General features: G+C 42.6%; 15 protein-coding genes and 1 riboswitch. Of the genes, 10 read left to right on the top strand and 5 right to left on the bottom strand.

The genetic code is table 11. The features are described 5' to 3' along the window. The first annotated feature begins 22 nt into the window (after positions 1-22). The 6 genes from cmk (at position 23) to pyrF (ending at position 5,135) form a co-directional block, all read left to right on the top strand. Positions 23-703, top strand: coding sequence for a (d)CMP kinase (gene cmk, locus Q4549_RS08445; protein ID WP_303512592.1), 681 nt, complete (start codon positions 23-25; stop codon positions 701-703). Between the two features lie 105 nt (positions 704-808). Then, positions 809-2,482, top strand: coding sequence for a 30S ribosomal protein S1 (gene rpsA / locus Q4549_RS08440; protein ID WP_137675042.1), 1,674 nt, complete (start codon positions 809-811; stop codon positions 2,480-2,482). Positions 2,483-2,594: 112 nt separating this feature from the next. Next, positions 2,595-2,879: an integration host factor subunit beta gene (locus Q4549_RS08435; RefSeq protein WP_137675041.1), complete on the top strand. Its 285-nt coding sequence runs from the start codon at positions 2,595-2,597 to the stop codon at positions 2,877-2,879. A 93-nt stretch (positions 2,880-2,972) separates the two neighbouring features. After that, positions 2,973-3,263 (top strand): LapA family protein, encoded by a 291-nt coding sequence (locus Q4549_RS08430; protein WP_303512600.1) that lies wholly within the window; start codon positions 2,973-2,975, stop codon positions 3,261-3,263. Beyond that, entirely contained in the window at positions 3,263-4,432 is a 1,170-nt protein-coding gene (gene lapB, locus Q4549_RS08425) for a lipopolysaccharide assembly protein LapB (protein WP_303550659.1), read from the top strand. Before Q4549_RS08430 ends, lapB begins: the two co-directional genes overlap by 1 nt. Before the next feature lie 4 nt (positions 4,433-4,436). Then, positions 4,437-5,135: an orotidine-5'-phosphate decarboxylase gene (gene pyrF, locus Q4549_RS08420; protein WP_303550663.1), complete on the top strand. Its 699-nt coding sequence runs from the start codon at positions 4,437-4,439 to the stop codon at positions 5,133-5,135. Here pyrF and rrtA read toward each other — a convergent pair. Further along, positions 5,124-5,702, bottom strand: a complete 579-nt coding sequence (rrtA, locus tag Q4549_RS08415; protein WP_303550665.1) for a rhombosortase — start codon at positions 5,700-5,702, stop codon at positions 5,124-5,126. The two genes, pyrF and rrtA, sit on opposite strands and share 12 nt — an antisense overlap. Positions 5,703-5,704: 2 nt before the next feature. Next, positions 5,705-6,388 (bottom strand): 7-cyano-7-deazaguanine synthase QueC, encoded by a 684-nt coding sequence (gene queC, locus Q4549_RS08410; protein ID WP_303551279.1) that lies wholly within the window; start codon positions 6,386-6,388, stop codon positions 5,705-5,707. A 39-nt stretch (positions 6,389-6,427) separates the two neighbouring features. Between queC and queE the strand changes: the two genes are divergently transcribed. Further along, positions 6,428-7,102, top strand: a complete 675-nt coding sequence (gene queE, locus Q4549_RS08405; protein ID WP_303550666.1) for a 7-carboxy-7-deazaguanine synthase QueE — start codon at positions 6,428-6,430, stop codon at positions 7,100-7,102. A gap of 50 nt (positions 7,103-7,152) precedes the next feature. Then, positions 7,153-8,166 carry a UDP-glucose 4-epimerase GalE gene (galE, locus tag Q4549_RS08400; protein WP_303550668.1) on the top strand — a complete coding sequence of 338 codons (1,014 nt, stop codon included), beginning with the start codon at positions 7,153-7,155 and terminating at the stop codon, positions 8,164-8,166. Positions 8,167-8,221: 55 nt separating this feature from the next. Here the strand turns inward: galE and Q4549_RS08395 are convergent, their stop codons facing one another. Continuing rightward, on the bottom strand, positions 8,222-8,629 hold the full coding sequence (locus Q4549_RS08395; RefSeq protein ID WP_303512618.1) for an H-NS family nucleoid-associated regulatory protein: 408 nt from the start codon (positions 8,627-8,629) through the stop codon (positions 8,222-8,224). Positions 8,630-8,809: 180 nt separating this feature from the next. Continuing rightward, a riboswitch (Lysine riboswitch) is annotated at positions 8,810-8,981 on the top strand. Positions 8,982-9,041: 60 nt separating this feature from the next. On the opposite strand from Q4549_RS08395, the gene Q4549_RS08390 reads away from it, so the two are divergent. Together Q4549_RS08390 and Q4549_RS08385 are read left to right on the top strand one after the other, a co-directional pair. Next, complete coding sequence (locus Q4549_RS08390) at positions 9,042-10,616, top strand: Na+/H+ antiporter NhaC family protein (RefSeq protein ID WP_303550669.1); 1,575 nt, start codon at positions 9,042-9,044, stop codon at positions 10,614-10,616. 22 nt (positions 10,617-10,638) lie between these two features. Next, on the top strand, positions 10,639-11,223 hold the full coding sequence (locus Q4549_RS08385) for a thymidine kinase (RefSeq protein ID WP_303512620.1): 585 nt from the start codon (positions 10,639-10,641) through the stop codon (positions 11,221-11,223). Here Q4549_RS08385 and Q4549_RS08380 read toward each other — a convergent pair. After that, on the bottom strand, positions 11,220-11,615 hold the full coding sequence (locus Q4549_RS08380; RefSeq protein WP_303512622.1) for a MerR family DNA-binding transcriptional regulator: 396 nt from the start codon (positions 11,613-11,615) through the stop codon (positions 11,220-11,222). The two genes, Q4549_RS08385 and Q4549_RS08380, sit on opposite strands and share 4 nt — an antisense overlap. A gap of 103 nt (positions 11,616-11,718) precedes the next feature. Further along, positions 11,719-12,972, bottom strand: a complete 1,254-nt coding sequence (locus Q4549_RS08375; RefSeq protein ID WP_303550673.1) for an outer membrane protein transport protein — start codon at positions 12,970-12,972, stop codon at positions 11,719-11,721. Positions 12,973-13,211 lie beyond the last annotated feature (239 nt).

Raw genomic sequence — 13,211 nt, 5'->3', positions numbered from 1 at the left:
TTTTGGACATTATGGAGGACTCATGACTCAACACGTTCCAGTGGTAACCATCGACGGGCCAAGTGGCGCAGGTAAAGGTACGTTGTGCCAAAAACTTGCCCAGCATTACAATTGGCAACTTCTCGATAGTGGGGCGATCTATAGAGTCTTGGCCTTAGCAGCAATTCACCATGAAGTCGCACTAGACAATGAAGATGCGTTAAGCCTATTAGCTGCTCACTTAGATGTGCGCTTTGAAGCGCGAGATGGTAATACCGTTGTTATTTTAGAAGGCGAAGACGTATCGCTTGAGATACGCCAAGAAACAGCCGGTAACGCAGCGTCTAAAGTCGCCGCTTTTCCTCGTGTAAGAGAAGCATTGCTTCGTCGCCAGCGTGGATTTAGAGCTGAGCCAGGGTTAATTGCCGATGGCAGAGACATGGGAACGGTTGTTTTTGTTGACGCCCCAGCCAAGATTTTTTTGGATGCGAGTGCGGCGGAACGCGCCCAACGGCGCTATAATCAGTTGCAAGATAAAGGCTTTGATGTTAGTTTTGACCACCTTTTGAGCGAAATTGAAGAACGAGACCAACGAGATAGAAACCGTTCGGTTGCTCCTTTAGTTCCCGCTCAAGATGCGTTAGTAATTGATTCAACTTCTCTTTCTATTGATGAAGTAGTATCAATGTCGATAGCGTTTATCGACGAAAAATTAACCCAGTAATCACTGGGAATTAGCTCACCTATAACATGGATGAAATAGGTGTATTTTATTAACCCCATTTAGCCGGATTGCTGAGTGGACGTTTCTATATGTGTAAATTAAAAAATGACTGAATCTTTTGCTCAACTCTTTGAAGAGTCTCTACAGAATTTGGAATTCCGTTCTGGTTCTATTGTTAAAGGTACTGTAGTAGGTATCGAAAACGGTATGGTACTAGTAGACGCTGGCCTTAAGTCAGAATCTGCAATCCCTGCCGAGCAGTTTAAAAATGCTGCTGGTGAATTAGAAATTGAAGTAGGCGCTGAAGTAGACGTAGCCCTTGACGCTGTAGAAGATGGTTTCGGTGAAACTGTTCTTTCTCGCGAGAAAGCTAAACGTCACGAAGCGTGGATCCAACTTGAGAGTGCTTACGAAGAGCAAGCAACGGTTGTTGGTATCATCAATGGTAAAGTTAAAGGTGGCTTTACGGTTGAAGTTAACACCATCCGTGCATTCTTGCCTGGTTCACTAGTTGACGTTCGCCCTGTTCGCGATACTGCTCACCTAGAAGGCAAAGAGCTTGAATTTAAAGTTATCAAGCTTGACCAGAAACGTAACAACGTAGTGGTATCTCGTCGTGCTGTTATCGAAACTGAAAACAGTGTTGAACGTGATCAACTTCTTGAGAACCTTCAAGAAGGTCAAGAAGTTAAAGGTATCGTTAAGAACCTTACTGACTACGGTGCATTCGTTGATCTTGGCGGTGTTGACGGTCTACTACACATCACTGACATGGCTTGGAAACGCGTTAAGCACCCAAGCGAAATTGTTAATGTTGGCGACGAAATCAACGTTAAAGTACTTAAGTTTGACCGTGAGCGCACTCGTGTATCTCTAGGTCTTAAGCAACTGGGTGAAGATCCATGGGTAGCAATTGCTAACCGTTACCCAGAAGGTGCTCGTCTAGAAGGTCGCGTAACTAATCTTACTGACTACGGTTGTTTCGTTGAGATCGAAGACGGTGTTGAAGGTCTAGTTCACGTTTCTGAAATGGATTGGACTAACAAAAACATCCACCCATCTAAAGTGGTTAACGTGGGTGATCTTGTTGAAGTTATGGTATTGGATATTGACGAAGAACGTCGTCGTATCTCGCTTGGTTTGAAACAGTGTAAAGTTAATCCATGGGAGCTATTCGCTAGCACTCACGATAAGAACGACAAAGTTTCTGGTAAGATCAAGTCTATCACTGACTTCGGTATCTTCATCGGCCTTGACGGCGGTATTGACGGTCTTGTTCACCTATCTGACATCTCTTGGGATGCTCAAGGTGAAGAAGCGGTTCGCGACTTTAAGAAAGGCGACGAAATCGAAGCTGTTGTACTACAAGTTGACGCAGAACGTGAGCGTATTAGCCTAGGTGTTAAACAGCTTGCTGAAGACCCGTTCAACAACTACCTTGCTGACCTTAAGAAAGGTGCCTTAGTTAACGGTACTGTTTCTGAAGTTGATGCTAAAGGCGCAACAATTGAATTAGCAAATGGCGTTGAAGGTTACTTACGTGCTGGCGATGTTAGCCGTGACCGTGTTGAAGACGCTTCACTTGTTCTTTCTGTTGGCGATAAACTTGAAGCTAAGTTTGTTGGTGTTGACCGCAAGAACCGTGTAATCAGCCTTTCTATCCGTGCTAAAGACGAAGCGGACGAGAAAGAAGCAATGGCTACTCTGAACAAGAAAGAAGATGCTCAGATTGGTAACGCTATGGCAGATGCATTCAAATCAGCCCTTAAAGGCGAATAATCTCTAAATCTTTTTTTAGATTTATGTGATTGAATATTGGGGGGGACTTGTCCCCCCCAAGTTCTTTATCTACACTGGTATTAGTTCCCTTTATCAATGGCTTGGAGAATCCATGACTAAATCTGATTTGATTGAAATACTCGCTAGTAAACATATTCAATTTACCAGTAAAGAAATTGAGTCGGCAATTAAAGAAATTCTTGAGCAAATGACTGGTTCTTTACAGGAAGGCGACAGAATTGAAATTCGCGGTTTTGGTAGTTTTTCCTTACATTTTAGAGCGCCGCGTGTAGGCCGCAATCCCAAAACTGGCGAGAAGGTTGAGTTGTCTGGGAAGTATGTTCCCCACTTCAAACCTGGTAAAGAATTAAGAGAACGCGTGAATTCTGGCCTATAGTATTGTTTCTTTTACAATTAGGTGTTCTTGGCTGGTTTAATTAACGTGATTGCTGCATAATTTCCCTAGCTTTTGTTTGGCTTCGGAGGTTATGTGAAAGCAATATTTTCTACATTAATTTTGATCGTACTGTTTGTAACAGCGCTAGCGATAGGGGCTCAAAACGATGAAATCGTTGGAGTAAACTATCTTATTGCTGAATCCGACATGCGTTTATCTTGGTTAATGGCTGGCTTGTTCATTGCCGGCTTCATATCCTGTTTACTGTTTTTATTGGCTTTTTATACTCGCATTAGACTCGAAAGTGCCAGTTTAAAAAGACGTTTAGCTAAACAACAAAAACAACTTAATAAATTGCAAGATGAGATGGTCAAGGATAGTTAATGCTGGGCTTGTTGTTCTTGTTATTGCCTGTTGCCGCCGCTTACGGTTGGTATATGGGGCAACGCAGTGTTAGACAAAATCAACAGCAGCAAGCTAACCATGTTTCAAAGCAATATGTTGAAGGTTTAAACCTCCTCCTTTCTAATCAATCTGACAAAGCTGTCGATCTATTTGTAGAACTGTTGCAAGTAGATTCTGAAACCATCGATACTCACTTAGCCTTGGGCAACTTGTTTCGCCAACGTGGTGAAGTGGATCGCGCCATTCGTATTCATCAAAACCTTATTGCCCGCGAAGGCATCGATATCGATCAGCGTAATCTAGCCTTGCAACAACTGGCCAAAGATTACTTGGCTGCCGGTTTATTTGATAGAGCGGAAGCATTACTGATAGAACTACAAGCTGAGCCTGAGTATCGCCAGTTAGCTCTAAAGCAATTATTAAGTATTTACCAACAAACTCGAGAATGGCCGCAAGCGATTGCTGTGGCGAAGAAAATCGACCCAAAAGAACTCACCGATGTCGCAACCCAAATTGCCCATTTTTATTGTGAACAAGCGCAAGAGTTAGAAACAGCAGGTAAGCTAAGTAAAAGTATTGGTTTGCTTAAAAAAGCACTAACTGTAGACAAGAACTGTGTGCGAGCTAGCCTTCACCTAGCTCAGTTACAAAGCGCAGAAGGCGATTTTAAGGCGGCTCTTAAGAATCTTAACCGCATCCCAGAGCAAGATATCGATTTTGCTTCTGATGCGTTAACGCTCTACAAGTTATGCGCCGAAGGATTAGGTAAGCCTGAGTATTATCAACAGTTTCTCGAATATTGTTTATCGTTAAAAAGCATTGCTAGTGTGCTAGTAGAGCTCTCGGCTATTTATCGCGAGGCGCATGGCGCAGAGCAAGCTCAGGATTTATTGGTGGATGAACTCAAACGTAACCCCACCATGAAAGGATTTCATCACTTAATGGGCCTTCATTTAGAATCAGCTGAAGAAGGTCGAGCTAAGCAAAGTCTTCAAGTATTACGAGGACTGGTTACCCAACAATTAAAAATAAAACCCCATTATCAATGCCGTCGATGCGGATTTTCATCGCATTCTATTTACTGGCACTGCCCATCTTGTAAAAGCTGGGGAACAGTAAAACCGATAGTGGGGCTCGACGGAGAATAGAGAGATGCAAGACCCTAAGGTATTAGTCGCCCTTGATTATGCAGATTTAGATCAATGTATGGCGTTTGTAGAGCAATTAGAACCAGGCTCTTGTCGCCTTAAAGTAGGCAAAGAAATGTTTACCTTGTTTGGTCCTCATCTAGTGGAAAGCTTGCATAAGCGTGGGTTTGAGGTTTTTCTAGACCTAAAGTTTCATGATATTCCTAACACGGTTGCCAAAGCTGTGGCAGCTGCAGCAGAGTTGGGCGTGTGGATGGTGAACGTGCATGCCAGCGGTGGTCGACGAATGATGGAAGCTGCTAAGGCCGCTTTAGCGCCCTATGGTGATAAACGCCCTAAATTGATTGCTGTGACTGTGCTAACCAGTATGGATGAGTCTGATTTGTTAGATTTAGGCATTGAGTTAAGCCCTCAGCAGCAGGTAGAGCGTTTAGCGAGTTTAACTAAACAATGTGGTTTAGATGGGGTGGTGTGTTCTGCTCACGAAGCAAGGGCTTTAAAATCTTTGTTAGGCGAAGAGTTTGCCTTAATCACTCCTGGTATTCGCCCAACTGGAAGCGCTCAAGGTGACCAGCGACGAGTTATGACACCGGTTGAAGCGATTACTGCAGGTTCCGATTATTTAGTGATTGGCCGGCCAATTACTCAAGCGGCTTCTCCAGCCGCAGTATTAACCCAAATTAATCAAGAGTTAACTGCTTAACGGCTGTCGATTCCATAAAGGACACCATACTGCTAAGGCAATAGTTAACCCTAGCAAAGTGAAGATTAGGTGGGCATCGGTTGCTACATCGATGCCTATCATTTCGCTTACCCACGGATCTCCGCCGTATATCTGCTCCATCACAAGTTTAATACCCAAACCTGTAAGCACAATTAAACCTAGTTTAATTTTGCCTTTCATTAGATCAATAAGTGCAGCGTAAGCCAGTAAACCATGAATGATGCCCGACAAGCCTACATACTCATCATATTTAGCCAATAAAAGAGCAAGCCCGCCCACTAGGCCAAACAAGATACTCAAGACTAAAAAGTGCCGATTAGATAGTCGGTCATCATAAACAAAATAGATTAGAGTTAAGGTGGCGATGTTCATTAGCCAATGAATCAGATTATTGTGGCAAAAATTGCCACTTAATACTCGCCAGTACTCTCCCTCGATGATTAGATGTTTGTTCCAACTGGCTAGCTCAGCATGGGCCAGTAATACCCAGCTTAGCGCCAGCATTAACCATATAAACCAAAATTGCTTGATAAAATAACTAACCATGCTTATTCGTAGCTAAGAGGGTCTTTAACAGCATTAAGCTTGAAAGCCTCTAAGCGTTCTTGGCAAGCGCCACATTTCCCACAGGCTAAGTCTCGACCGTTATAGCAAGTCCAAGTTTTAGCGTAATCTAAGTTCATGGCTAAACCATCACTTAAAATATCTATTTTAGATTGCTCTAGATAGGGGCTAATGACTTCAACGGCCTCGTAATTGGCAATAAGGCTAACCTCGTTCATCTTTCTTACAAACTCTGGTCGGCAGTCAGGGTAAATCGCGTGGTCTCCAGAATGCGCGCCATAGAATACTTTTTTTGCGCCTATCGATACTGCGTAACCAATAGCTAACGATAACAAAATCATATTGCGGTTAGGTACCACGGTCGATTTCATTGATTCTTCTTGGTAATCGCCTTCTGGAATATCAATGTCAGACGTTAAAGACGAGCCCTCGAGCAGCTGGTTTATACTACTAATATCTACAATTTTGTGTTCAACAGACAGCTCATCGCATACGTTTTTAGCATATTCGAGTTCTTTGATGTGACGTTGACCATAATTAAAGCTTAGAGCAAAGGGTTGCAGCCCAAGTTGCAGTGTTTTATGTAATACGGTGTAAGAATCCATACCACCAGAATATATAACTACGGCCTTTTCTTTCATTTTTTGCTCTTTAAAATATGTTTTAATACTGCTGTCGATTTTCGCTTATTATGATTTAGGATACAAATGCCACAGCCCACTTTACCAATTAATGAAATTTTTGAAACGATACAAGGTGAAGGTTTTCACACTGGGGTGCCTGCTGTATTTATTCGTTTGCAAGGCTGCGATGTTGGTTGTTCTTGGTGCGATACTAAACATACTTGGGAAGTGTTGGCTGCCGATAAGGTTCAGGTAGAGCAAATTATCGGGGTGAGTGGCGATACTGCGCGTTGGGCTAGCTATAGCGTGGAGCAGCTACTGGAAGTATTAACTCAGTACAGTGCTACACATATCGTTATCACCGGCGGTGAACCGTGCATGTATGATTTAGAACCGCTTACTAGCGCATTAATTAGTGACGGGAAATCGGTACAAATAGAAACCAGTGGTACTTATCTCGTTAAAGCAAATGAGAAAACGTGGGTGACCGTTTCACCTAAAGTGGCGATGAAAGGCGAAAAAGAAATTTTGCTTGAAGCTCTACAAAGGGCGAATGAAATAAAGCATCCTGTTGCTCGTGAACGGGATATAGAGAATTTAAACGAGCTATTGGCTCGTTTGCCAGAAGGGCATCACGCATTAGTCTGTTTACAGCCTATTAGCCAACAACCTCGGGCCACAGAGTTGTGTATTGAAGCTTGTATTAAAAATAACTGGCGTTTGTCTTTGCAAACCCACAAATATATCGGAATAGAATAAAACTCCCGCTACTGAGTGGTGATGTTTATTTTACTTAATTAAGGATTGTTATGGCGATTTTGGTCACTGGTGGAGCCGGGTATATTGGTAGCCACACTGTTGTAGAATTATTAGCGCAAGACGAAGATGTCGTTATTGTCGATAATCTTTGTAATTCACACCCTGTTTCTATTGATAGAGTTGAACAAATTTGTCAGAAAAGGCCAACTTTTTATCAAGCCGATATTCGCGATAAAAACGCTTTGGCTGAAGTGTTTTCAAAGCACAGTTTCACGTCGGTTATTCACTTTGCAGGTTTAAAAGCGGTGGGTGAATCTACGACTATCCCATTACACTATTATCAGAATAACGTTGCGGGTACCTTAGTGCTTTGTGAAGTAATGGCTGAGCATGGAGTAAAGAATTTAGTGTTTAGTTCTTCGGCAACGGTATACGGCGACCCTCATACTGTACCGATTGTAGAAAGCTTTCCAACTGGTGCGACCAACCCTTATGGTCGTTCAAAACTTATTGTTGAAGAAATGCTCGGCGATTTATATAAGTCAGATAACGAATGGAATATCGCTCTGCTGCGTTATTTTAATCCGGTAGGGGCGCATAAATCAGGTTTAATTGGCGAAGATCCAAATGGTATTCCAAATAACTTGATACCTTATATTACGCAAGTTGCAGTAGGGCGTTTGGCTCAACTTAGCGTGTTCGGCGATGATTACAATACTGTTGATGGCACTGGTGTACGCGATTATATCCACGTTGTTGATTTAGCCAAAGGTCACTTAAAAGCCTTAGCTAAACTGGATGCAAAAGCGGGACTAGTAACCTATAACCTAGGCACCGGCCAAGGTTACAGTGTACTAGAAATGCTTAAAGCGTTTGAGAAGGTGTCTGGGAAAACGATTGCTTATCAAATATCACCTCGCAGGCCGGGTGATATTGCTGCTTGTTATTCTGACCCAAGTTTGGCTAAACAAGAATTAAACTGGCAAGCTGAATTAAATTTAGACGATATGGCCGAGGACTCTTGGCGATGGCAACAAGGCAATCCCAATGGATTTGCATCTTAATAATACATAATGATAAAAAGGAGCCGCTAGGCTCCTTTTTCATGCGCAATGCTAATTAAATAAGGAAGTCTTCTTTAGATTTTCCTTCATTTTTTATGGCTCGCTGAATTGGCGAAGGTGTTCTTCCTTGACCTGTCCAGGTTTTATCTTCGCCATTTTCATCAACAAATTTGTATTTAGCTGGAAGAGGCTCACGTTTTTTACGCTCTTTAACAGGAGCATCTTCAATAATTGATAATAGTTCGCTTGGGTCGATTCCATCTTGCTCAAGCAAAGCTTTATATTTTTCTAACTTTTCGCGTTTTTCTTGCTGTAGTTTATCTTCTTCAGCTTTTAGAGTGTAACGCTCATCTAGAATGACTTTTAATTTATTAAAGCTTTCTTCTAGCTGTTCTATCGATAATTCTTTTGTAGCGGCTTTAAGACTTCTTGCGTTTAGAAATACCTTGATGAAATCGCTCATGTTAATCCTGTTATATTTTATTAAGTTTTAATCAATCAACGTTTAAATTCTAATTACTTATTAAGCCTTGTCAATTAAGTCATAGTAAATAACTGAATTGATATTTAATTTTTGACTAATACGAAATCAACTCAATGGGTTGAAAGCTCTGCTTTTGTGGGTATAATCCAGCTACTAACGCTAGATTGTAGAGGAGCGCTGGTCAAAAGTAGTGCGGAATGGGGTGATGCCAATGATTCTGTATGAAAGGGGCCCGCGCCGAAGTAACAAGTACCATCTAAACTTGTTACTGGTGCAGTGTTTAATAAATGCTGCATTGTCATAGTACACACTATGGAGAGCTACAGGGTGCATACGTTCAAAGTATGGCTATCACTCAGTTTGCTCTCTAAACAACAATAACAGAGAAAACATGCAAACTATTTCATATACAGATTCCATATTGTCTATCTTACCTCCAGTTATAGCCCTTTTAGTGGCACTAGCTACTCGCCGCGTGGTTGTGGCGTTAAGCTGCGGTATTTTAACCGGTGCATTGTTGTTAAGTAATTTTTCCTTTGGGGCTAGCGCGGTTTACCTTACCGAACTGGCTAGCGGCCTGGTGTGGGACGACGGGCTAAACCTATGGAATCTTCAAATCATTATTTTCTTACTGCTATTAGGCGGTATGACCAGTTTAATGACAGCAACCGGAGCAACATCTGCTTTTGCTCATTGGGCGCAAAAGCGCATTAAAACTAAGCGCCACGCAACCGTTACTACGGCACTGTTAAGCTTTGTGGTGTTTGTAGATGATTATTTCCATAGTCTTGCTGTGGGCAGTGTAGCGCGCCCTCTGACAGATCAAGCTGGCGTGTCTCGAGCAAAACTAGCTTACCTGCTCGATTCAACCGCCGCACCCATGTGTGTACTTATGCCTTTATCTAGCTGGGGCGCTTATATTATTGCCTTAATAGGCGGTATTTTGGTGACACACGGAATAACCGATATCAGCCCATTAGCAGCCTTCGCCGCGATGATTCCACTTAACTTCTACGCCATTTTTGCTTTGTTAATGGCACTAACGGTCGCTTATTTTAATCTAAACATTGGCCCAATGACGCAACACGAAAAAGCAGCGTCAGATGGCGAATTGTTTGATAAAACCAAGGGTATTCCAGCAGGCAGTGTTAATCATGACTTCCAGGCGGAAAATGGCTCACCTTTAGGTTTGGTACTGCCCATTGTGCTACTCACTGTGGTTACTTTCGCAAGCTTTGTTGTTACCGGTGCGAACGCTATTGAAGATGGCCAAGCTTTTGGTTTGTTGGCAGCATTGGAAAACACCGATGTCACCTTGTCTTTGGTAACGGGTGGCATAGTAGGTTTGTTGGTTACTATTGGTTTCGCATTAAAGCAACAACTTAGCCTTACACAATTATCAAATGCTATTTGGTTAGGCTTAAAAGCAATGAGCCCGGCAATTATTATTCTGCTATTTGCTTGGTCTATTAGCGGTGTTATTGGTGATATGGAAACGGGTAAATACTTGGCCGCTAAATTAGACGGTGCAATTAACCCAGCAATGTTACCGGTGCTTATTTTTGTATTAGCTGGCGTAATGGCCTTTGCCACAGGTACCAGTTGGGGCACCTTTGGTATCATGCTACCTATTGCAGCAGATATGGCAGTAGCCAGCGAAGTGAGCCTAATTTTACCTATGTTGTCGGCAGTGTTAGCGGGAGCGGTATTTGGTGACCATTGTTCGCCTATTTCCGACACGACTATTTTGTCTTCTACTGGTGCGGCTTGTCATCATATTGATCACGTAGCCACTCAGCTACCTTATGCCTTATTGGTAGCCTTTATTAGCATCGCTAGTTATTTGGTGATGGGGATGAGTGGAAGTGTGATCGCAGCGTTAGCTATTGGCTTACTATTATTTGCGATTATTAGCGCAGCTTTGTACCATCGCCAACAAACATCTGTAATCGCTGTAAATAGCTAACAAGTCGGGACAATTGCAGTAAATGGCTTCACTACACTTTAAATATGCCGCTATGAATTCGGGTAAATCTACCCAACTGATTCAAGCTCACTTTAATTACCAAGAGCGCGGCATGAACCCTTTAGCGCTTATACCCGCTATGGATACTCGTGACGGAATAGGAACTATAAAAGCGCGGGTAGGGTTATCGCTAGAAGCTGAAACCTTTTGTAAACAGCAAAACTTGTTTGAGCTATTGCAGCAAAAGCAGCAACAGACTAAACAAGACGTAGTGATCGTAGATGAAGGTCAGTTTTTAAGCCGCGAGCAAGTGTATCAATTGGCAAAAATTGTTGATGAGTTAAATATTCCAGTGATGGTTTATGGCCTTAAAACTGATTTTATGGGCGAGTTGTTTGAAGGTGCTTATCACTTACTGTGTTTAGCTGACAAGCTAGAAGAGCTTAAAACTATTTGCTGGTGTGGCAATAAAGGGCACTTTAATGCGCGTATTGATCAACACGGGAAAGTGGTTAGCGAAGGGCAACAAATTGAAATAGGTGGCAATGACCGTTACGTTTCGTTGTGCCGTAAACACTTTATTCAAGGCAATGCTGGCGAAGCTTAGTGTTTGTTTGATAGATCGTTAAGGGCGTCGTTACAGCGGCGCTCTGCCGATTTTAGTTCCATTAATACCACTTGAATATCTTCTAACTGCTGCAACAAACTCTGTTTTTTTAATTTTATATTATCGATTAAGCCAAAAACCTCATCTGTGTTAGTGAGTTTGGCGTCGTACAAATCAAATAACTCTTTTATTTCGGTTAGGGAAAAACCTAAACGTTTGCCACGCAAGGTGAGCTTAAGGCGCAGTTTGTCGTGTTTGCTGTAAAGGCGTTTAGTTCCCACCCTTAATGGTTGAATCAAACCTTGGTCTTCATAAAAGCGAATGCTGCGGGTACTGATGGAAAATTCTTTAGCTAAGTCGCTAATCGTAAATGGTGTTTTGGTATTAGCCATGGCGTCCCTCAGTAAAATGCTTGCTCACTGAAGAGTGGGTGATAGTGTCGGCTTGGTCAAGTTAGAGAAATAGCAACCGGCGCTAGGCCAGTTGCTATCAGCATTAAAAGCTATGGTTATATTGAATTGCAGCGATGTAGGCATCGCCCTTTGATACAAACTCAACGCCTTCTTCGTTAAAGCCGCCTTCTTTACCTTGAATGTAAGTAAAGCCGGTATCAATACTGCCTTTATCGCTTAGGTGATAAGTAAAGCCAACGCCGTAGTTGTAACGGTCGTTATCTGGAATACTAATGGTTTTGTGGGTGCGCGATGGGCTTTGGTCAAAGGCCATACCAGCACGTAGTTCCCAAGCTTGATTTAGATACCAAGTACCACCAAAGGATACACGGTAAGAATCACTAAACTGCTCTTGTTTATTCAAGACACTGCCAATGCCTTCAGAGGTAGCATCAATCTCTTGGAAGGTGCTCCAACCAGTCCATACATAGCTATAATGAACCGCGACTGAATCGTTTAAGCGGTTGTAGCCAGAGACTTCAAAAATATCAGGTAAATTTAGGGTTAACTCACCTGGAATAGTGTCACCACCAGTACCGTATGGGTTATCACTTAATCCAGAAGGAATGTCTGAGTGGTAGTCGCCTTTAAATTTCAAATCAACTTTAGAGCGGTAACTCATGCCAAAGCGGTGATCTTCATTTACTTCCCACATACCGCCGATGTTCCAACCAAAGCCCCAACCATCACCTTCTAGCGACGCTGCTGTACCGTCTGCTGGAAATGGGCCTCCAGTGCCAAAGTTACGGACTAATTTAGCTGTTCCGTAAACCGCATTTACGCCAGCACCAACACTAAATTGCTGATTGATTCTATATGATACATTCGGGTTTAGATTTAGCGTAATAAGCTCAGTCTGACCGGCTAAAGCGCCTGCTGCGTAATCCGCAGGGTAATCTGTAGACAAACCAAAGTTTGTAAACATGCCTACACCCCAAGCCCAATTGTCACTTAGTGGTTGAATAAAATAACCCGCTGGCACAGCTGCACCAGGAACTACATCATCGTTGGTTAGGGCTTTATCTATTTCGTCTACGCCTGTATTACCTTTTACGTAAACGTCAGGAGAAATATAGGTTAATGCGCCTGACACCGCGATGGTATCAAACATAGACATTGCGGCAGGGTTACGTGCCATTACCGAAGCATTGTCAGCAATAGCGGCTTCACCAGCAAATGAACGGCCAAGTCCCGTAGCAGAGTGTTCTACCAATTGAAAACCTGCAGCGTTTACATGGCCGGCAGTGAGTGTAGCTGACGCGGCAAGTAGCGCGAGTGGCAATTTCCTTATTTTCATCGTTCCCTCTCTAATACGGGTGGAGTTTATTATCATTCGAAGTCTTGATTAGACCTCTGACCAGATTAAAAGCAAATCACTCAAATGTTAAGCTGCTGTTAATGGTTTATTTCAAAAGTTGGAGCTGCCGCACAAAAGTTAAACAAGTGTTTAATCTTTAGTCGTAGAGCAATATAAGGGAGGATAGAGATTAATCAAGTAATGAATTGAAAGACTTAGCTGTTCGCTGTAAAAATAAT

The organism is Agarivorans sp. 2_MG-2023 (genome assembly GCF_030548085.1).
GTDB lineage: Bacteria > Pseudomonadota > Gammaproteobacteria > Enterobacterales > Celerinatantimonadaceae > Agarivorans.
Note: the sequence above shows the minus strand (reverse complement) of the source record. Positions and strands in the feature narration are given on the sequence as shown.